Below are 18,193 nucleotides of genomic sequence, written 5' to 3' on the forward strand. Positions count from 1 at the left end.
TTTTCAGACTTTGTAAAACTCGCGGTACCAGTTAACGAAGTTTTTCACTCCATCCTTAACCGAGGTTTGCGGTTTAAATCCGATCACCTCATAAAGAGCCTGGGTATCGGCACTGGTCTCCAGAACATCCCCTGGCTGGAGAGGCAGCATGTTTTTCTCTGCTTTTGTACCCAGCGCGTCTTCCAGGGCGGTAATGTAGTCCATAAGTTCGACCGGCGAGCTGTTACCAATGTTGTAAACGCGATACGGCGCGGAGCTGGTCGCCGGGGAGCCGGTCTCAACGGTCCAGTTTGTGTCTGACTGAGGAATAACATCCTGCAGACGAATAATTGCTTCAGCGATGTCATCAATGTACGTGAAGTCGCGCTTCATTTTACCGTAGTTATAGACATCGATGCTTTTGCCTTCAATGATCGCCTTAGTAAACTTAAATAGCGCCATGTCCGGACGTCCCCACGGACCGTACACGGTGAAGAAGCGCAGGCCGGTGGTCGGCAAGTTGTACAGATGCGAATAGGTGTGCGACATCAGCTCATTGGCTTTTTTGGTCGCGGCATAGAGTGAGACCGGGTGATCCACGGAATCGTCAGTGGAGAAGGGCATCTTGCGGTTGAGGCCGTATACGGAGCTGGACGAGGCATAAAGCAGATGCTGCACGTTATTATGGCGGCAGCCTTCCAGCACGTTGAGATGGCCGATAAGGTTGGCATCTGCATACGCGTGAGGGTTTTCAAGAGAGTAGCGTACACCCGCCTGCGCGGCCAGATGAATCACACGATCAAACTTCTCACTGGCGAAAAGCGTGGCCATATCTTCCCGGTCAGCTAATTCCAGCTTGTGGAAGGTGAAACTCTCAGATTTTAACAGTTCCAGGCGCGCCAGCTTCAGGTTGACATCGTAGTATTCATTGAGGTTATCGATACCAACAACCTGATGACCAGCCTCAAGGAGGCGTTTACTGACATTCGCACCGATAAAACCTGCAGCGCCCGTGACTAAAAATTTCATAGCTTCCCTCATAAACCCTATTCTATAGATGCCGTAACGCATCACATGGCGTCTATGATAGCGCGAAGGGTGTAAGTTACATAACCCATCTTTCCGATATTACTCATCGGATTCTTATAGAAAAATCGCCAGTAATGGATAAACTATACAAACAAAATTATGTTTGCCCTTTTTTTATCAGTTAGGGATTGTATGACGCAAAATAACAATAGCCAGGTCAGCCGAGGCAATGACCCGGAACAAATTGATTTACTTGATTTAATGCTGCAGCTGTGGCGTGGGAAGTGGGTGATAGCCGCCTTTGTTGTTGTTTGTATCGCCCTGGCAATTGGATATTTATCCGTTGCTAAAGAAAAGTGGACCTCTAGTGCAATCATTGCACAACCTGACGCAGCTCAGATTGCCACCTATTCTAATGCGTTGAATATTCTGTACGGTACCGCCGCACCTACAATGACTGACAACCAAACGCGCGCTATCGGCCGTTTTAGCGCCTCATTCTCAGCATTGTCACAGGCGCTTGAAAATCAGGCTGAGCCTGAAAAACTGACGATTGAGCCCAAGGTTAAAGATCAGCCGCTCCCGTTAATTGTATCATATACCAGTACATCGGCAGAAGCCGCGCAAAAGCAGCTAGCGCAGTACATTCAGCAGGTAGATGAGCAAACGGCGAAAGAGCTTGCCGTTGACCTTAATGACAATATTAAAGAGCAGATAAAAACCCTGAATGATTCCCTTCAAAACCAGGAGAAGGTCGCTCAGGAGCAAAAAGATCTGCGTATCAAACAGATTGCTGAGGCACTGAAGAACGCTGAAGCGGCGAAAATTACCTCGCCTCAGTTGCAGCAAACCCAGGAAGTGACTCAGGAAACGATGTTCCTGCTGGGAAGTGAGGGGCTGAAATCAATGATTGACAACGAAGCTTCTCTCCCTTTGGTCTTCCCAAGAGCATATTATCAGACCAAACGAAATCTGCTGGACATCCAGAATCTCAATGTAAACCCGGATACAATCCACGTTTATCGTTATGTCATGAAGCCGGAACTCCCTGTGCGACGTGACAGCCCGAAAAAAGTGATTGTTCTGATTCTTGCCGTGCTGCTGGGCGGAATGATTGGTTCTGGGGTGGTGCTTGGCCGCCACGCATTGCGCAACTACAAACCAAAAGTCTGATTTGCAGATTAAAAAAAACCGGGGATATTCCCCGGTTTTTTTATTTGTGACGTTTGCGAAGATTCTCAATCACCGCCGTCAAATCCAGCTCCTGATCCTGCAGTAGCACCAGCAGGTGATACATCAAATCAGACGCTTCATTCGTCAGTTCCTCGCGGTCATGCACGGTTGCGGCCAGCGCCGTCTCAACGCCTTCTTCTCCTACCTTCTGTGCGATACGCTTGGTTCCGCTGGCGTACAGTTTCGCGGTATAGGAACTCTCGGGATCCGCTGTTTTACGCTCTGCCAGCAGCTGTTCCAGTTGATACAGGAACAACCACTGGTGGCTCGCCTCGCCAAAGCAGCTGCTGGTGCCCTTATGGCAGGTTGGGCCGATTGGGTTTGCCAGCACCAGCAGGGTGTCGTTATCGCAGTCAGGCGTTATGCTCACTGCATTCAGGAAATGACCCGAGGTCTCGCCTTTGGTCCACAGGCGCTGTTTCGTACGCGAGTAGAAGGTCACTTTGCCGCTGTCGATTGTTTTCGCCAGCGCGTCCTGGTTCATATACCCCAGCATCAACACTTCGCCTGAGACGGCATGCTGGACAACCACCGGCAGTAACCCGTCCGTTTTTTCCCAGTCCAGCTGCGCCTGTTGTTGCTCTGTTAACATACCCTGATCTCCACGCCCTGGTCGGCCAGGTACGTTTTTAACTCACCAATATTAATAATCTGTTTGTGGAATACGGACGCGGCCAGCGCGCCGTCCACGTTGGCGTCGCGGAAGGCTTCGAGAAAGTGTTCCATGGTGCCCGCGCCGCCGGAGGCGATCAGCGGAACGTGGCAGACCGCACGGACTTTTTTCAGCTGCTCGAGGTCATACCCGTTACGCACGCCGTCCTGGTTCATCATGTTGAGGACAATTTCGCCCGCGCCACGCTTCTGCACTTCCTGCACCCAGTCGAGCGTTTCCCACTGCGTCACGCGCGTGCGGCTTTCATCTCCGGTGTACTGGTTCACGTGGTACTTACCCGTTGCGGCGTCATACCAGGTGTCGATCCCAACCACAATACACTGCACGCCAAAACGATCGGCGAGGCGGGTGATCAGCTCCGGGTCGGCCAGGGCAGGGGAGTTAATCGAAATCTTGTCGGCGCCAAACGAGAGAATTTTGGCCGCGTCGTCAGCGGACTTAATCCCACCCGCCACGCAGAACGGAATGTCGATCACTTCCGCCACGCGTGCCACCCAGCTTTTATCGACCACGCGGCCATCGCTGGAGGCGGTGATGTCGTAAAAGACCAGCTCGTCGGCGCCTTCATCGGCATAGCGTTTTGCCAGCGGGACGATGTCTCCAATGATCTCGTGGTTGCGGAACTGCACGCCTTTCACGACCTGACCATCGCGTACGTCCAGGCAGGGGATTATCCGTTTTGCCAGCATTGAATCGCCTCCGTCACAGTAAATTTACCTTCCAGCAGGGCCCGACCCACAATCACACCCTTCACACCGGTACCGCGCAGCGCGGCCACGTCACCGATATCACCGATACCGCCCGAAGACTGGAACGCCACCTGCGGATAACGCGCACAGACCTCTTCATACAGCGAGACGTTAGAGCCCGCCAGCGTCCCGTCGCGTGAGATGTCCGTACACAACACGTGCTTCAGGCCAACGGGCAGGTAGATATCGACCAGCTCTTCAAGCGTCACACCGGAGTTTTCCTGCCAGCCGCTAACGGCCACCTGCTTATTCCCCTGTTCGTCAATACGCACGTCCAGCGCCAGCACCAGGGCATCGGCACCAAAGCGGCGGAACCAGCCTTTCACAGTCTCAGGATCTTTCACGGCGGTTGAGCCCACCACCACGCGGGCCACGCCAGCGTCCAGCAGCGCCGCGACGTCATCTTCCGTACGCACGCCGCCGCCGACCTGGACGGGCACATCAACGCCCGCAACAAGTTGTTTTAGCAGCGGGATCTGGCGTTTCGCCGGATCTTTCGCGCCCGTCAAATCCACCAGGTGCAGTACCTGCGCACCCTGGGCGGCATAATCCTGCAGACGCGGCAGCGGGTCGTTTCCGTAGTCGCGCTGCTGGCCGTAATCGCCCTGATGCAGACGGACAACCGTACCGTCAATTAAATCTAACGCGGGAATAATCATCACATCTCCAGGAAGTTTTTCAGCAGCTGCGCGCCCGCGGCGCCAGAGCGCTCCGGGTGAAACTGTACGCCGAAGAAGTTGTCTTTCTGTACGGCCGCCGTAAACGCCTCGCCGTAGGTGCACTGGGCGATCGTATTCACGTTCACCGGCATGGCGTAGCTGTGGACGAAGTAAAAATACGCGCCGTCTTCGATGCCGCGAAACAGCCGGTCGCCAGCTTTGGCGTAAACGCGGTTCCAGCCCATATGCGGCAGAGGCAGGCCGCGATCGGTCATTTTCGGCACGTCTTCATCAATAATGCCCAGCAGGTCAACGCCGTTGCTCTCTTCGCTGCGGCGGCCCAGGATCTGCATGCCCAGACAAATACCCAGTACCGGTTGGGTACAGGCTTTGATCAGGTCGACCAGCTCGCGTTCGCGAATCTGATCCATCGCCGCCTGCGCGGTGCCCACGCCCGGTAAAAAGAGTTTGTCGGCGCGCAGCACCACGTCCGGGTCACGGCTTACCACCGGCTCATAGCCGTGGCGCGCAATGGCCGATTTCACGGAGTTCAGGTTGGCGCATCCGGTATCCAGAATGACCACGTTCATTACAGCACTCCTTTCGATGAAGGTAGGGCGTCACCTTCCACGCGAATTGCCTGGCGCAGGGTACGGCCAAAGGCTTTAAAGAGACTCTCCACGCGGTGGTGGTCGTTCTTGCCCTTGGTCTTCAGGTGCAGCGTCAGGCCCATGGTGTAGGACAAGGAGCGGAAGAAGTGCTCCACCATTTCGGTGCTCAGTTCGCCCACGCGCTGGTAGGTGAAATCAGCTTTGTATTCCAGGTGCGGACGGCCGGAGATGTCCATCGCGCAGCGCGCCAGACACTCGTCCATCGGCAGGACAAAGCCGAAACGGTTAATGCCGCGCTTGTCGCCGAGCGCCAGCTTCAGGGCTTCACCCAGCGCCAGGCCGGTATCTTCCACGGTGTGGTGATCGTCTATGTAGAGATCGCCTTTTACCGTAATTTCCATGCGGAAACCGCCGTGGGTGGCAATCTGGTCCAGCATGTGATCGAAGAAACCGACGCCGGTGTGGATCTTGCTGCCGCCTTCACGGTCCAGCCAGACCTTCACATCAATCTGCGTCTCTTTGGTGTTGCGCTCTACGTGGGAATAGCGGTCGCGTTTTGTGAGCTGCTCGCCAATCTTCGCCCAGTTCAGGTTGTTGCGGTCGTAGCGCAGCCCCGCGATGCCCATATTTTCCGCCAGAGTAATATCGGTGATGCGATCGCCGATGACATAGCTGTTGGTTTTATCCAGCGCATCCTCAGCCAGGTAGCGCTCTACCAGCTTCACCTTTGGCTTACGGCAGTCGCACTCGTCGGCCGGCATGTGCGGGCAAATCAGCACTTCATCAAATACCACGCCCTGAGAGGTCAGCACCTGCATCATCAGATTATGCGGGCCGTCAAAGTCCGCCTGCGGGAAGCTGTCGGTACCCAGACCATCCTGGTTGGTGATCATCACCAGCTTAAAGCCTGCTTTTTGCAGCTTAAGCAGCACCGGGATCACGTCCGGTTCAAAAGCCAGCTTGTCGAATCGGTCGACCTGAAAATCGGCTGGTGGCTCCGAAATAAGGGTGCCGTCACGATCGATGAAAAGGATCTTCTGGGTCATACTTTCTCCGCTTTCAGGGCGTCAATCACGCGCTGGCTCTCTGCATGGGTGCCTACGGTAATGCGCAGGCAGCCGCTCAGAGAAGGTTGTTTATTCTGGTCTCGTAAGATAATGCCCTGATCCCATAAAGATTTAAATACGGCACTCGATGCGGTGAAGCGCACCAGGATGTAGTTAGTTTCCGAGTCGAATACCTGCTCCACGCAAGGGATATCCTTCAGGGCGGTCACCAGATACTGACGTTCCTCCAGAATTTGCGCCACGCGCTCGCGCATCGCGTTGATCCCCTGAGGCGTTAGCGCCTGTGCCGCAATATCGGCAACCGGCGTTGAGAGCGGGTACGGGGCGATCACTTTCAGCAGCAGGTCGATGACCTCTTTATTCGCCAGCGTAAAGCCGCAGCGCAGACCCGCAAGGGCAAAGGCTTTCGACAGCGTGCGCAGCACCACCAGGTGCGGATACTCTTCCAGCCAGCCTGCCAGCGTCGCCTGTGGGCAGAACTCGATGTAGGCTTCGTCGGCAACCACCAGCGCTTTACCGCGCGTCATCTCCAGCAGGGTGCGGATATCCTGCGGGTTGATAATCTGTCCGGTCGGATTGTTCGGGCTACAGACGAACACCACTTTTACCCCATCGAGATTGTCGGCGATCCCCTGAAGATCCAGCTGCCAGTTCTCCAGCGCCTGCACGTTGCGACACGCTACGCCGAAGGTTTCCGCGCTGACGCTGTACATGCCGTAGGTAGGCTGGCAGTACATCACCGCGTCTTTGCCAGGCTCGCAGAAGGCGCGAATCAGCAGTTCAATGCCCTCATCCGCGCCGCGGCTGACCAGCACCTGCTCCGGCTTCACGCCCGCGTACTGCGCGTAGTTTTCAATCACCGCTTTCGGCTGACATTCCGGATAGCGGTTCAGCGTTTGCTGCGACAGTTCGAACTGCACCGCCGTCGGGAATTCGTTGGCGTTCAGCCAGACATCCCCTTTACCGCCCAGACGACGCGCCGACTGGTAAGGCGTCAGGCGACGGACATTTTCGCGGGCTAACTCTTCAATGTTCATGCTTGCTCCTTCAGGGCTGCAACGCGCAGCGTAACGGCATTTTTGTGGGCGGTCAGCCGCTCGGCGGCAGCCAGGGTTTCAATAGTAGACGCCAGTGACGCAAACCCTTCGCGGGAGAGCTCCTGCACGGTCATGCGTTTCTGGAAATCCGCCAGGCCCAGGCTCGAACAGGTTGAGGTGTAGCCATACGTGGGCAGCACGTGGTTGGTGCCGGAGGCGTAATCGCCCGCGGACTCCGGTGACCAGTCGCCGAGGAACACCGAGCCCGCGCTGGTAATGCTGTCAACCAGATCGCGCGCGTTGCGGGTCTGAATGATCAGGTGCTCCGGGCCGTACTGGTTGGAGATGGTAATACACTGGTCCAGGTCGCGCGCCACAATCAGGCGGCTGGCCGCTAGCGCCTGACGTGCCGTGTCGGCGCGGGGCAGGTCGGCAAGCTGGCGCTCAACGGCTTCGCCCACGCGTTTCGCCATATCGGCATCCGGCGTCAGCAGGATGACCTGCGAGTCCGGGCCGTGTTCCGCCTGAGAAAGCAGGTCGGAGGCCACGAAGTCCGGCGTTGCGCCGCTGTCGGCAATCACCAGCACCTCAGACGGGCCGGCAGGCATATCGATGGCCGCGCCGTCCAGACGCTGGCTGACCTGGCGCTTGGCTTCGGTCACGTACGCATTGCCCGGGCCAAAAATTTTGTCGACCTTCGGAATGGATTCTGTGCCAAACGCCAGGGCCGAAATCGCCTGCGCGCCGCCCACTTTATAGACCGCCTGCACGCCGCACAGCTTCGCCGCATAAAGGATCTCGTCGGCAATTGGTGGCGGTGAGCAAAGCACCACTTTCTGACACCCGGCAATGCGCGCGGGTGTTGCCAGCATCAGTACGGTGGAGAAAAGCGGGGCAGAGCCGCCAGGGATATAGAGGCCAACGGATGCAACCGGGCGCGTGACCTGCTGACAACGCACGCCGGGCAGGGTTTCGACATCCACGGTCTGCAGCTTTTGCGCGGTGTGGAAGGTATCAATGTTTTTCACCGCGACGGCCATCGCCTGCTTGATGTCGTCACCCAGACGATTGCTGGCATCAATGATTTCCTGCTCGGTAACCTGTAATGCACCGACTTCCGTCTTGTCAAACTTCGCGCTGTATTCACGCAGCGCGTCATCGCCACGGGCTTTGACGTTATCCAGGATCTCCGCCACGGTGCGTGAGATGCTCTCAGAGGCGGAAATCGCCGGGCGCATCAGCAGCTCGCGCTGCTCTGCGTCGCTACAGGTATTCCAGTCGATGATTGTGTTAAAGCTCATGGCCATTACTCCATCATCTTCTCAATAGGTAGCACCAGGATGGAGCTTGCGCCCAGCGCCTTCAGTTTTTCCATGGTTTCCCAGAACAGGGTTTCGCTGCTCACCATGTGCATCGCCACGCGCTGCTGATCGCCCGCCAGCGGCAGGATGGTTGGGCGCTCAGCGCCCGGCAGCAGGGCAATCACTTCATCCAGACGCTCGGTTGGGGCGTGCATCATGATGTATTTGGACTCACGCGCCTGAATCACGCCCTGAATGCGGGTCAGCAGCTTGTCGATCAGCTGCTGCTTGGCGTCGGCCATGTCGCCGTCGCGCTGAATCAGGCACGCTTTAGAGCGGTAGATCACTTCCACTTCGCGCAGACCGTTGGCTTCCAGCGTCGCGCCGGTAGAGACGAGGTCACAGATGGCGTCCGCCAGACCCGCACGCGGCGCCACTTCAACGGAGCCGTTCAGCAGGCAGGATTTAAACTGCACCCCTTTCTGGTCGAGATAACGCTTTAACAGGTGAGGGTAAGAGGTGGCGATACGTTTGCCGTTCAGCGCGGCCGGGCCGTCCCACGCTTCGTCAACCGGCGTAGCCAGGGACAGGCGGCAGCCGCCGAAGTCCAGACGACGCAGGGTAAAGTAACGCGGATCTTCGCCCTGAGCGCGGCGGGTCAGCAGCTCTTCTTCCAGCACGTTTTCCCCGATAATGCCGAGGTCAACGACGCCATCCATGACCAGGCCGGGAATATCGTCATCACGCACGCGCAGAATGTCGATGGGCATGTTTTCAGCCAGAGCAATCAGGCGCTGGGTGTGCAGGTTAATTTTAATTCCGCAGCGGGCCAGCAGTTCGCGTGAATCGTCACTCAAACGGCCTGATTTTTGAATAGCTATGCGTAAGCGTGAGTTATCTAACATTCTTTATTCCTCGTTAACCTGTTTTAACCTGTCTGAATTCGGTCCAAAAAAAAGCCCCCGGAAGAAGATCTTCCGGGGGCTTTTTCATGCGTTCATGCACCACTGGAAGATCCAAACGTCTTCCAGCACACATCGCCTGAAAGACTAGTCAGGATGATGGTGATGATGGTGGTGTTTAAATTGAACGCGTGTCATGTAAATTCTCGATGAATGCTTATTCATTTGATGTCTTTTAACCTAAACCAGTTGTACGACATATTGCAAGGGCTTTTTTTGATCATTAATTCATTTCATATTGATGCTATGAATTGTGTGTTCTGCCGGGCTGGCGTAGCCTTATAAAAGACGAGTGAGAGTCAGGAGAATTCGCATGAAAAAGGTCGCGATTGTCGGTTTAGGATGGCTGGGAATGCCGCTGGCGATGTCATTAGCCGCGAAAGGCTGGCAGGTGACCGGGAGCAAAACCACGGCGGATGGGGTAGAGGCAGCGCGCATGTGCGGTATTGATGGCGTTGAGCTGCGCCTTGAACCGGAGCTGGTGTGTGATGCTGACGATCTGGACACGCTGATGAACGTCGATGCGCTGGTGATCACGCTCCCCGCGCGGCGCAGTGGCCCGGGCGAGTCGTTTTATCTGCAGGCGATGCAGGAGATCGTCGACAGCGCGCTGGCGCACCATGTTCCGCGCATCATTTTTACCAGCTCGACGTCGGTGTATGGCGAAGTTGAGGGCGTGGTGAAAGAGAGTTCCGAGCGCCGTCCCGTGACGGCGAGCGGTCAGGTTCTGAAAGAGCTGGAAGACTGGCTGCATAATCTTCCCGGCACGCAGGTCGATATTGTCCGTCTGGCGGGGCTGGTGGGCCCTGGCCGCCATCCGGGACGCTTTTTTGCCGGTAAGTCTGCGCCAGACGGCCAGCATGTCGTCAATCTTGTTCATCTTGACGATGTTGTTGCTGCGATTGAGCTACTCTTACAGGCTCCGAAAGGTGGACACATCTATAATATATGTGCACCTTCTCATCCGGCACGCAGCACGTTTTACCCGCTGATGGCACGTCAGCTGGGCCTGGCTCCGCCGGTTTTTGGTGAGGCAAAGGATGACAGCAAAGGCAAAATTGTTGATGGCAATCGCATTTGTCATGAGCTGGGGTTTGAGTATCAGTATCCCGATCCGCTGGTGATGCCCATGGAATAAGACCCGCAGCGGAGACGATCGCGCACCAGAAGGGGGCGAGCATGAAACCGCTGCTGGATGTTCTTATTATTCTGGATGCTCTGGAAAAAGAGGGGAGCTTTGCCGCTGCGTCAGCAAAGCTCTACAAAACCCCATCTGCGTTGAGCTATACCGTTCAAAAACTGGAAAGCGATCTCAATATCCAGATCCTCGATCGCACCGGGCACCGCGCACGTTTCACCCGTACCGGACAGATGCTGCTGGAAAAAGGCCGTGAAGTCCTCCATACCGTTCGTGAACTCGAAAAACAGGCCGTAAAACTTCATCAGGGTTGGGAAAACGAGCTGGTTATTGGCGTGGATGATACTTTTCCGTTTTCTCTCCTGACGCCGCTGATTGAAGCCTTCTATCAACACCACAGCGTGACCCGGCTTATCTTTATCAATGGCGTGCTGGGTGGCTCCTGGGATGCCTTAACGCAGGGCAGGGCGGATATCTTTGTCGGTGCACTCCATGAGCCTCCCCAGCTGAGTGATTTTGGTTTTGCCCGGCTGGGCGTGCTGGAGCAGGTATTTGCCGTGGCGCCCCATCACCCGCTGGCTCAGGAACCCGAGCCGCTTAACCGTCGCGTGATTAAAGGCTATCGCGCCATCGTGGTCGGGGACAGCTCTCGTCCGGAATGCTCGGTCTCCTCGCAGCTGCTTGATGAGCAGGAGGCCATTACCGTTTTCGACTTTAAAACCAAGCTGGAACTGCAAATAAGCGGCCTGGGCTGCGGCTATTTACCGCGCTATCTGGCGCAGCGGTTTATTGACAGCGGCGCGCTTGTTGAAAAACAGGTACTTGCTCAAAGCAGTAATGAATCGGTGTGGGTAGGCTGGAATGAACAAACTGCCGGGCTTGCAAGCGCCTGGTGGCGAGACGAGATTTTAGCAAATAGTGCTATCGCCGCCGTTTACTCTCAGCCCGACGTCCAGAAATCAGCCAGTTAGTAAAAAGAAAATTGTCCCATGCTTTGCAAAGTATTGCCTTTTGTATCCGATGTGGGGCAAAATGCGGCCGCTGCAACCAAATGAATAATCGACGATATAAAAGGCGTCGGTTATTTTTTTTTGCATGTACGAAACGAAACTAAAAACCAAGAGGCCGGGCTTCGTACCGGATAGATATTTACTAAAATCCGACAGTTGTTGTCGCTGAGGAAGAAAGAAATGGGGCAATTTTTCGCTTACGTGGCGGTTATCACCGTAAAGGAGAATAACTATGTCGCATAACGCAACTCCAAACACCTCTCGCGTGGAATTACGTAAAACGCTTACGTTGATTCCGGTTGTTATGATGGGCCTTGCCTATATGCAACCGATGACGCTGTTCGATACATTCGGTATCGTATCAGGCCTCACAGACGGTCATGTGCCGACGGCTTATGGCTTCGCGCTGATTGCAATCCTCTTTACCGCGCTGAGCTACGGTAAACTGGTGCGTCGCTATCCGTCTGCTGGTTCCGCCTACACCTATGCCCAGAAATCCATCAGCCCGACAGTTGGCTTTATGGTGGGCTGGTCTTCGCTGCTCGACTATCTGTTCGCGCCGATGATCAACATTCTGCTGGCAAAAATTTATTTTGAAGCGCTGGTGCCGTCGATTCCATCCTGGATGTTCGTCGTAGCGCTGGTGGCCTTTATGACCGCCTTTAACCTGCGCAGCATTAAGTCCGTTGCCAACTTTAACTCCGTGATCGTCGTCCTTCAGGTTGTCCTGATTGCCGTTATTCTTGGCATGGTGATTTACGGTGTGTTCCACGGCGAAGGCGCCGGCACTCTGGCGAGCAGCAAGCCGTTCTGGTCTGGTGATGCCCATGTGATCCCGATGATTACCGGGGCAACCATTCTGTGCTTCTCCTTTACCGGATTTGACGGCATCAGCAACCTGTCTGAAGAAACGAAAGATGCAGAGCGAGTGATCCCTCGCGCCATCTTCCTGACGGCGCTGATTGGCGGTCTGATCTTTATTTTCTCGACCTATTTCCTGCAGCTGTACTTCCCGGATATCTCCCGCTTCAAGGATCCGGATGCGTCTCAGCCGGAAATCATGCTCTATGTGGCGGGTAAAGCGTTCCAGGTTGGCGCGCTGATCTTCTCCACCATTACCGTACTGGCGTCCGGTATGGCCGCGCATGCAGGCGTTGCGCGTCTGATGTACGTGATGGGCCGCGATGGCGTATTCCCGAAAAGCTTCTTCGGCTACGTTCATCCAACCTGGCGTACTCCGGCAATGAACATCATCCTGGTCGGTGCCATTGCGCTTCTGGCGATTAACTTTGACCTGGTGATGGCAACGGCGCTGATTAACTTCGGTGCGCTGGTGGCGTTCACCTTTGTTAACCTGTCGGTTATCTCTCAGTTCTGGATCCGTGAAAAGCGTAACAAGACGCTGAAAGATCACTTCCAGTATCTGTTCCTGCCGATGTGCGGTGCCCTGACCGTGGGCGCGCTGTGGGTTAACCTGGAAGAGAGCTCTATGGTGCTTGGCCTGATTTGGGCGGGTATCGGCCTGATTTACCTGGCCTGCGTCACGAAGAGCTTCCGTAACCCGGTTCCTCAGTACGAAGACGTCGCGTAATGACTCGCCGGGTGGCGCTTGCCCGGCCTACAAAACGACACACCCGTTGGCCTGTGCCAGCGGGCAAAAAAAAGCCGGAGACATCGCCTCCGGCTTTTTTTATACCGCTCGCTCAGACAATCTCTTGAGCGTACTGGAACAGGGATTTCAACAGCGCCTGTTTCTCAGCATTCCCCTCATACTGGCCATAAAGCATTTCCAGCTCCTGGGCATAGCTATTAAGGAACTCAGGGGTAAAGACATTGCGACGATGCTGCAGCCAGCGATCCTGCTCTGCCTCGTCCAGCGTGCCGGGGAAATTACGTGCGCGGTAGTTAAACATCAGCTTTTCGATGCGTTTATCGGCGAAAGTAATATCCAGCGCCGGTAAGTTACGCGGCTCGGTTTGCAGAACGATATTCATCGCCGCGCGGTCGGCATCGCTGAAGAAGCCGTTGTAGAGCTGGGCATCCACGTTTTCAGACGGCACGAACGGCTCCGCCTCGGCAAAGATAGCAACTACTTTCTCGCGCACCTGCGGGTTATCGCGCAGCACTTTCAGGTTATCGAGGCAGCGCTGACGGTTAATGCCCAGTCTGTCCGCATCTTCCGGGCGCAGCGTATTCGCCTGCGCGAGTACCGGACATTTATTGATATGCACCAGTTTGACCGGCACCGCGGGCAGATCGCCGAGTTCATTTTTCGGGGTATAAAGCCGTTCGCGCAGGGTATCGCTGTCGAGCTCCAGCAGCGGCGAAATATCGCCAGCTAAATCCACCATGATGACCGCATTACGGTTGTCCGGATGCCAGGCCAGCGGGGCGACCCAGCTGGTATTACCGCGCCAGGCGCCAAACATGCCGGAGATATGCACCAGGGGTTTCATCTGCGGTACGTCGATAAGGGTCATGAGCTTCTGCTTGCTGCGGTGGCTCAGCAGATACTCAAACAGCCGGGGCTGCGCGTTTTTCACCAGCTTCGCCATGGCAATGGTGGCATAGACGTCCGCCATCGCGTCGTGGGCATTGCTGTGCTCGATGCCGTTGGCGCGCGTCAGGTGTTCCAGCCGGAAGCTGGTCAGCCCTTCCTCGTTTTCCGGCCAGTTAATGCCCTCAGGACGCAGGGCATAACAGGCGCGCATGATGTCGAGCAAATCCCAGCATGAGTTGCGGTTCTGCCAGCTCCAGGCATAGGGATCGTAGAAGTTGCGATAGAAGATGTTGCGCGTTACTTCGTCATCGAAGCGGATGTTGTTGTAACCGACCACGCAGGTATTGGGGACGGTAAACAGATCGTGGATGCGTCGGGCGAATTCTGCCTCGTTAACGCCTTTCTCGCGCGCTTCCTGAGGCGTGATCCCGGTGACCATGACCGCCCCGGGCTGCGGCAGGTAGTCATCAGCCGGTTTGCAGTAAAAGACCTCAGGCTCGCCAATAATGTTGAATTCGTCGTCGGTACGGATGGCGGCAAACTGCGCCGGTCGGTCCAGCGCCGGGTGTGTGCCAAAGGTTTCGTAGTCATGGAATAAAAAAGTCGGGCGAGCGGCAGAGTCAGACACCAGTAATACCATCCTGTTAAAAAATGACGTCACTATGGTAAACGATCGTGCGGTTCAGACCGAATAAAAAGCACCGCCGTCGAGCAAATTTGCGCGCCAGCTTCAGAGAAAAATCTGTGCTCTGTCACATTTTTTTGCAATTAAGCCAGGTAACGACATCAGAACTCCCGTAAAAAGGTCATCGATTTTTACTGACCTGAGGATATACCGTTGAAACGCCGTCTGTTTATTGCTGTTTCTTTACTCGCTTCGAGTGTCTCATCTGCTTTTGCGGCCGAACCACTGGATTTTTCGCCGCAGCCTCCGGCCATTCAGGCTGGCTCCTGGGTGCTGATGGACTACACGACTGGTCAGATCTTAACGGCGGGCAACGAACATCAACAACGTAATCCGGCGAGCCTGACCAAGCTGATGACGGGGTATGTGGTTGATCGGGCCATTGATAGCCATCGCATTACGCCGGACGACATTGTCACCGTCGGGCGTGACGCGTGGGCAAAGGGCAACCCGGTTTTTGACGGCTCATCGCTGATGTTCCTGAAAGAGGGCGATCGCGTCTCCGTGCGTGATTTAAGCCGCGGTCTGATTGTCGATTCCGGCAACGACGCCTGCGTGGCGCTGGCCGATCACGTGGCGGGCGGTCAGCCGCAGTTTGTGAAGATGATGAACGACTACGTGCAGAAGCTGAACCTGCGCGATACGCACTTTGAAACCGTCCACGGGCTGGACGCGCCGGGCCAGCACAGCTCGGCCTATGACCTGGCCGTACTCTCCCGGGCCATCATTCACGGCGAGCCTGAGTTTTATCATATGTACAGCGAAAAGAGCCTGACCTGGAACGGGATCACCCAGCAAAACCGTAATGGCCTGCTGTGGGATAAAACCATGAACGTGGACGGGCTTAAAACGGGGCACACTTCGGGGGCGGGCTTTAACCTGATTGCGTCCGCCGTTGACGGGCAGCGCCGTTTAATCGCGGTGGTGATGGGGGCGGACAGCCCGAAAGGCCGTGAGGACCAGGCCCGAAAACTGCTGCACTGGGGGCAGCAGAACTTCGATACGGTGCAAATCCTGCATAGCGGTAAAAAAGTGGGGACAGAGCGTATCTGGTACGGCGATAAGGAGCAGGTGAAACTGGGCACCGACCAGGACTTCTGGCTGGCCTTGCCGAAAGCGGAAGTGCCGAACATCAAAGCCAAATACGTGCTGGATAAAAAAGAGCTGGAAGCGCCGATTGCTGCGCATCAGCGGGTCGGGGAGATCCAGCTCTATGACCGTGACAAGGTGGTGGCGCACTGGCCGCTGGTGACGCTGGAAGCCGTTGATAAGGGCGGACTGTTCTCTCGCATGAGCGATTATCTCCACCACACGCTTTAACCGCTGATGGGCAGACTGGCAGGGTTGCGAGTCTGCTCACATAATAAACACTCCTCGTTTGCCGATAATAGTAATCCAGCTTTATAGTGTATAAATATACAGTAATAAATGGAGGCAGCATGGACTACAGCATCAAGCAGCAACAGAAACGTAAGATTGCCGGTTTTCATTTGGTCGGACCGTGGGAACAAACGGTTAAACAGGGCTTTGAACAGCTGGTGATGTGGGTGGACGGGCGCCACATTGAGCCGCTGGAGTGGGTTGCGGTCTACTACGATAACCCCGATGAGGTCCCGGCAGAAAAACTGCGCTGCGATACGGCCGTTACGGTGCCGGACGATTTCGTTATCCCGGAAAACAGCGAAGGCGTCATGATGACGGAAATCGCGGGCGGTGATTATGCCGTGGCGTCGGCGCGCGTGGAAAACTACGACTTCGCCACGCCGTGGTATCAGTTCTTCAACTCTCTGCTGCAGGACAATAAGTACCAGATGGCGCTTAAACCCTGCTTCGAACGCTATCTCAATGACGGCAATGCAGACGGCTACTGGGATATCGAAATGTATATCGCGGTAGAGCATAAAACGGCTTAAGCCTGCTAAATGAAGGGTTTTTCAGCCGGGAGCGATCCGCCCGGCTGAAAACACAGTACAATTGTGATTTGCCGTGTAGCTGGAGAGCGGGTGTGCGTCCCGACAAATCATTAACCCCTTTTGAAATTCGCTTGTACAAACATTACCGCGTGGTGCACGGGTGCCGCATCGCGCTGGCGTTCGTATTGACGTTTGTACTGGTCCGTTTGCTTGATGTTCCGGAAGGGACGTGGCCGCTGATTACCCTGGTGGTGGTGATGGGGCCCATCTCGTTTTGGGGGAACGTTGTTCCGCGCGCCTTTGAGCGAATTGGCGGGACGGTTTTAGGCTCGGCCCTTGGGCTTATTGCCCTGAAGCTGGAGCTCATCTCATTTCCCGTGATGCTGGCATGGTGCGGGGCCGCCATGTTCCTGTGCGGCTGGCTGGCGTTGGGCAAAAGACCGTATCAGGCCTTGCTGATTGGGATTACTCTCGCGGTGGTTGTCGGTGCGCCCGCCGAGGATATGACCACCGCGCTGTGGCGAAGCGGGGATGTCATCCTGGGGTCACTGCTGGCCATGCTCTTCACCGGTATCTGGCCGCAGCGCGCTTTTCTGCACTGGCGTATTCAGATGGCGAACTACGTCACCGCCTTTAACCGCGTCTATCAGGCCGGTTTTTCTCCGAATCTGGTCGAGCGTCCCCGGCTGGAAAAGCATCTGCAAACGATCCTCAACGACGTGGTCAAAATGCGCGGCCTGATCACGCCCGCCAGCAAAGAAACCCGTATTCAGAAATCGATTTTCGAAGCCATCCAGACGGTAAGCCGCAATCTGGTCTGCATGCTTGAACTGCAAATCAACGCCCACTGGGCCTCGCGTCCCAGCCATCTGTTGATGCTTAACGCGCAGACTCTCAAAGAGACCCAGCAGATGACGCAGCAAACGCTGTTGACCATTGCCCATGCGCTCTATGAAGGGAATCCGCAGCCGATACTGGCCAACAGCGAGCGGCTGAATGAGATCGTTGCGGAGCTGAAGCAGTTAATCAATGAACGCCAGAGCGATAACGTTGCGGAAACGCCTATTCATGGCTACGTCTGGCTGAGCATGGAACTGGCGCGGCAGCTTGAGCTGTTATCGCACCTTATTTGCCGGGCGCTGCGCAAATAAAAGGCGTATGTGACGGCTGCTGCTTCGATTCAGCAGCAATTGGGGTTATGATAGCTTTAAACGATATACTCATTGTCATTCGCAGCCGCTGTCAGTAAGGTTATTGTTACAACGGTTGCCTTAACGAATCCGAATCTCACATTATCAGGGGTGTAAAAATGGAAACTACCAAGCCTTCGTTCCAGGATGTTCTGGAATTCGTCCGCCTGTTCCGCCGCAAAAACAAGCTGCAGCGTGAAATCCAGGACGTTGAGAAGAAGATCCGTGACAACCAGAAACGTGTTCTGCTGCTCGACAACCTGAGCGACTACATCAAGCCAGGTATGAGCGTTGAAGCTATTCAGGGCATCATCGCCAGCATGAAGAGCGACTATGAAGACCGCGTTGATGACTACATCATCAAAAACGCTGAGCTGTCCAAAGAGCGTCGCGACATCTCTAAAAAGCTGAAAGTGATGGGCGAAATCAAAAACGGCGAAGCAAAAAGCGAGTAATC

The 18,193-nt window shown here is 55.4% G+C and carries 20 protein-coding genes and 1 other annotated feature; of the genes, 9 read left to right on the forward strand and 11 right to left on the reverse strand.

Annotated features, from left to right (window positions below; translation table 11 throughout):
• Window positions 1-3 precede the first annotated feature (3 nt).
• Window positions 4-1,008 (reverse strand): NAD-dependent epimerase, encoded by a 1,005-nt coding sequence (locus tag ACWKXN_RS07905; protein WP_454543600.1) that lies wholly within the window; start codon window positions 1,006-1,008, stop codon window positions 4-6.
• Window positions 1,009-1,200: 192 nt separating this feature from the next.
• On the opposite strand from ACWKXN_RS07905, the gene wzzB reads away from it, so the two are divergent.
• Complete coding sequence (gene wzzB / locus ACWKXN_RS07910) at window positions 1,201-2,181, forward strand: LPS O-antigen chain length determinant protein WzzB (RefSeq protein ID WP_454543601.1); 981 nt, start codon at window positions 1,201-1,203, stop codon at window positions 2,179-2,181.
• Between the two features lie 40 nt (window positions 2,182-2,221).
• Here wzzB and hisIE read toward each other — a convergent pair whose 3' ends face one another.
• The 9 genes from hisIE to hisL form a co-directional block, all read right to left on the reverse strand.
• Window positions 2,222-2,833: a bifunctional phosphoribosyl-AMP cyclohydrolase/phosphoribosyl-ATP diphosphatase HisIE gene (gene hisIE, locus ACWKXN_RS07915; protein WP_039263829.1), complete on the reverse strand. Its 612-nt coding sequence runs from the start codon at window positions 2,831-2,833 to the stop codon at window positions 2,222-2,224.
• The gene (gene hisF / locus ACWKXN_RS07920; protein ID WP_023330862.1) at window positions 2,827-3,603 is read right to left on the reverse strand and encodes an imidazole glycerol phosphate synthase subunit HisF; all 777 of its coding nucleotides are present in this window, start codon (window positions 3,601-3,603) and stop codon (window positions 2,827-2,829) included. The genes hisIE and hisF overlap by 7 nt, the downstream gene beginning before the upstream one ends.
• A complete protein-coding gene (hisA, locus tag ACWKXN_RS07925; protein ID WP_033145952.1) occupies window positions 3,585-4,322 on the reverse strand; it encodes a 1-(5-phosphoribosyl)-5-[(5-phosphoribosylamino)methylideneamino]imidazole-4-carboxamide isomerase in 738 nt (245 codons plus the stop codon). Before hisA ends, hisF begins: the two co-directional genes overlap by 19 nt.
• Window positions 4,322-4,912, reverse strand: coding sequence for an imidazole glycerol phosphate synthase subunit HisH (hisH, locus tag ACWKXN_RS07930; RefSeq protein WP_032636077.1), 591 nt, complete (start codon window positions 4,910-4,912; stop codon window positions 4,322-4,324). Before hisH ends, hisA begins: the two co-directional genes overlap by 1 nt.
• Window positions 4,912-5,979, reverse strand: a complete 1,068-nt coding sequence (gene hisB / locus ACWKXN_RS07935) for a bifunctional histidinol-phosphatase/imidazoleglycerol-phosphate dehydratase HisB (RefSeq protein WP_454543602.1) — start codon at window positions 5,977-5,979, stop codon at window positions 4,912-4,914. Before hisB ends, hisH begins: the two co-directional genes overlap by 1 nt.
• Window positions 5,976-7,037: a histidinol-phosphate transaminase gene (gene hisC / locus ACWKXN_RS07940; RefSeq protein WP_045356756.1), complete on the reverse strand. Its 1,062-nt coding sequence runs from the start codon at window positions 7,035-7,037 to the stop codon at window positions 5,976-5,978. Before hisC ends, hisB begins: the two co-directional genes overlap by 4 nt.
• Complete coding sequence (gene hisD, locus ACWKXN_RS07945) at window positions 7,034-8,338, reverse strand: histidinol dehydrogenase (protein WP_331395218.1); 1,305 nt, start codon at window positions 8,336-8,338, stop codon at window positions 7,034-7,036. Before hisD ends, hisC begins: the two co-directional genes overlap by 4 nt.
• Before the next feature lie 5 nt (window positions 8,339-8,343).
• Window positions 8,344-9,243: an ATP phosphoribosyltransferase gene (gene hisG, locus ACWKXN_RS07950; RefSeq protein WP_028018500.1), complete on the reverse strand. Its 900-nt coding sequence runs from the start codon at window positions 9,241-9,243 to the stop codon at window positions 8,344-8,346.
• A 45-nt stretch (window positions 9,244-9,288) separates the two neighbouring features.
• Window positions 9,289-9,412 (reverse strand) — a sequence feature (His leader region).
• Window positions 9,388-9,438 carry a his operon leader peptide gene (hisL, locus tag ACWKXN_RS07955; protein ID WP_001364200.1) on the reverse strand — a complete coding sequence of 17 codons (51 nt, stop codon included), beginning with the start codon at window positions 9,436-9,438 and terminating at the stop codon, window positions 9,388-9,390. It overlaps the preceding feature by 25 nt.
• A gap of 175 nt (window positions 9,439-9,613) precedes the next feature.
• Here hisL and ACWKXN_RS07960 point away from each other — a divergent pair, with 175 nt between their 5' ends.
• The 4 genes from ACWKXN_RS07960 to plaP all read left to right on the forward strand — a co-directional run bounded on the left by ACWKXN_RS07960 (window position 9,614) and on the right by plaP (window position 13,039).
• Entirely contained in the window at window positions 9,614-10,438 is an 825-nt protein-coding gene (locus ACWKXN_RS07960; RefSeq protein ID WP_024908072.1) for an SDR family oxidoreductase, read from the forward strand.
• A 41-nt stretch (window positions 10,439-10,479) separates the two neighbouring features.
• Window positions 10,480-11,409 carry a LysR substrate-binding domain-containing protein gene (locus ACWKXN_RS07965; protein ID WP_096151385.1) on the forward strand — a complete coding sequence of 310 codons (930 nt, stop codon included), beginning with the start codon at window positions 10,480-10,482 and terminating at the stop codon, window positions 11,407-11,409.
• Between the two features lie 219 nt (window positions 11,410-11,628).
• Window positions 11,629-11,691 (forward strand): membrane protein YoeI, encoded by a 63-nt coding sequence (yoeI, locus tag ACWKXN_RS07970; RefSeq protein WP_099458931.1) that lies wholly within the window; start codon window positions 11,629-11,631, stop codon window positions 11,689-11,691.
• Entirely contained in the window at window positions 11,681-13,039 is a 1,359-nt protein-coding gene (plaP, locus tag ACWKXN_RS07975) for a putrescine/proton symporter PlaP (RefSeq protein WP_023312362.1), read from the forward strand. Before yoeI ends, plaP begins: the two co-directional genes overlap by 11 nt.
• 112 nt (window positions 13,040-13,151) lie before the next feature.
• Here the strand turns inward: plaP and sbcB are convergent, their stop codons facing one another.
• Entirely contained in the window at window positions 13,152-14,588 is a 1,437-nt protein-coding gene (sbcB, locus tag ACWKXN_RS07980; RefSeq protein WP_454543657.1) for an exodeoxyribonuclease I, read from the reverse strand.
• A gap of 198 nt (window positions 14,589-14,786) precedes the next feature.
• On the opposite strand from sbcB, the gene dacD reads away from it, so the two are divergent.
• The 4 genes from dacD (at window position 14,787) to ACWKXN_RS08000 (ending at window position 18,191) form a co-directional block, all read left to right on the forward strand.
• On the forward strand, window positions 14,787-15,953 hold the full coding sequence (gene dacD / locus ACWKXN_RS07985; protein ID WP_032658759.1) for a serine-type D-Ala-D-Ala carboxypeptidase DacD: 1,167 nt from the start codon (window positions 14,787-14,789) through the stop codon (window positions 15,951-15,953).
• Window positions 15,954-16,072: 119 nt separating this feature from the next.
• Window positions 16,073-16,546 (forward strand): DNA gyrase inhibitor SbmC, encoded by a 474-nt coding sequence (gene sbmC / locus ACWKXN_RS07990; protein WP_048980206.1) that lies wholly within the window; start codon window positions 16,073-16,075, stop codon window positions 16,544-16,546.
• 92 nt (window positions 16,547-16,638) lie between these two features.
• Window positions 16,639-17,697, forward strand: a complete 1,059-nt coding sequence (locus ACWKXN_RS07995) for an FUSC family protein (protein ID WP_454543603.1) — start codon at window positions 16,639-16,641, stop codon at window positions 17,695-17,697.
• 158 nt (window positions 17,698-17,855) lie between these two features.
• Window positions 17,856-18,191 (forward strand): DUF496 family protein, encoded by a 336-nt coding sequence (locus tag ACWKXN_RS08000; RefSeq protein ID WP_008499467.1) that lies wholly within the window; start codon window positions 17,856-17,858, stop codon window positions 18,189-18,191.
• Window positions 18,192-18,193 lie beyond the last annotated feature (2 nt).

It is taken from the genome of Enterobacter sp. UPMP2060, from assembly GCF_053709655.1.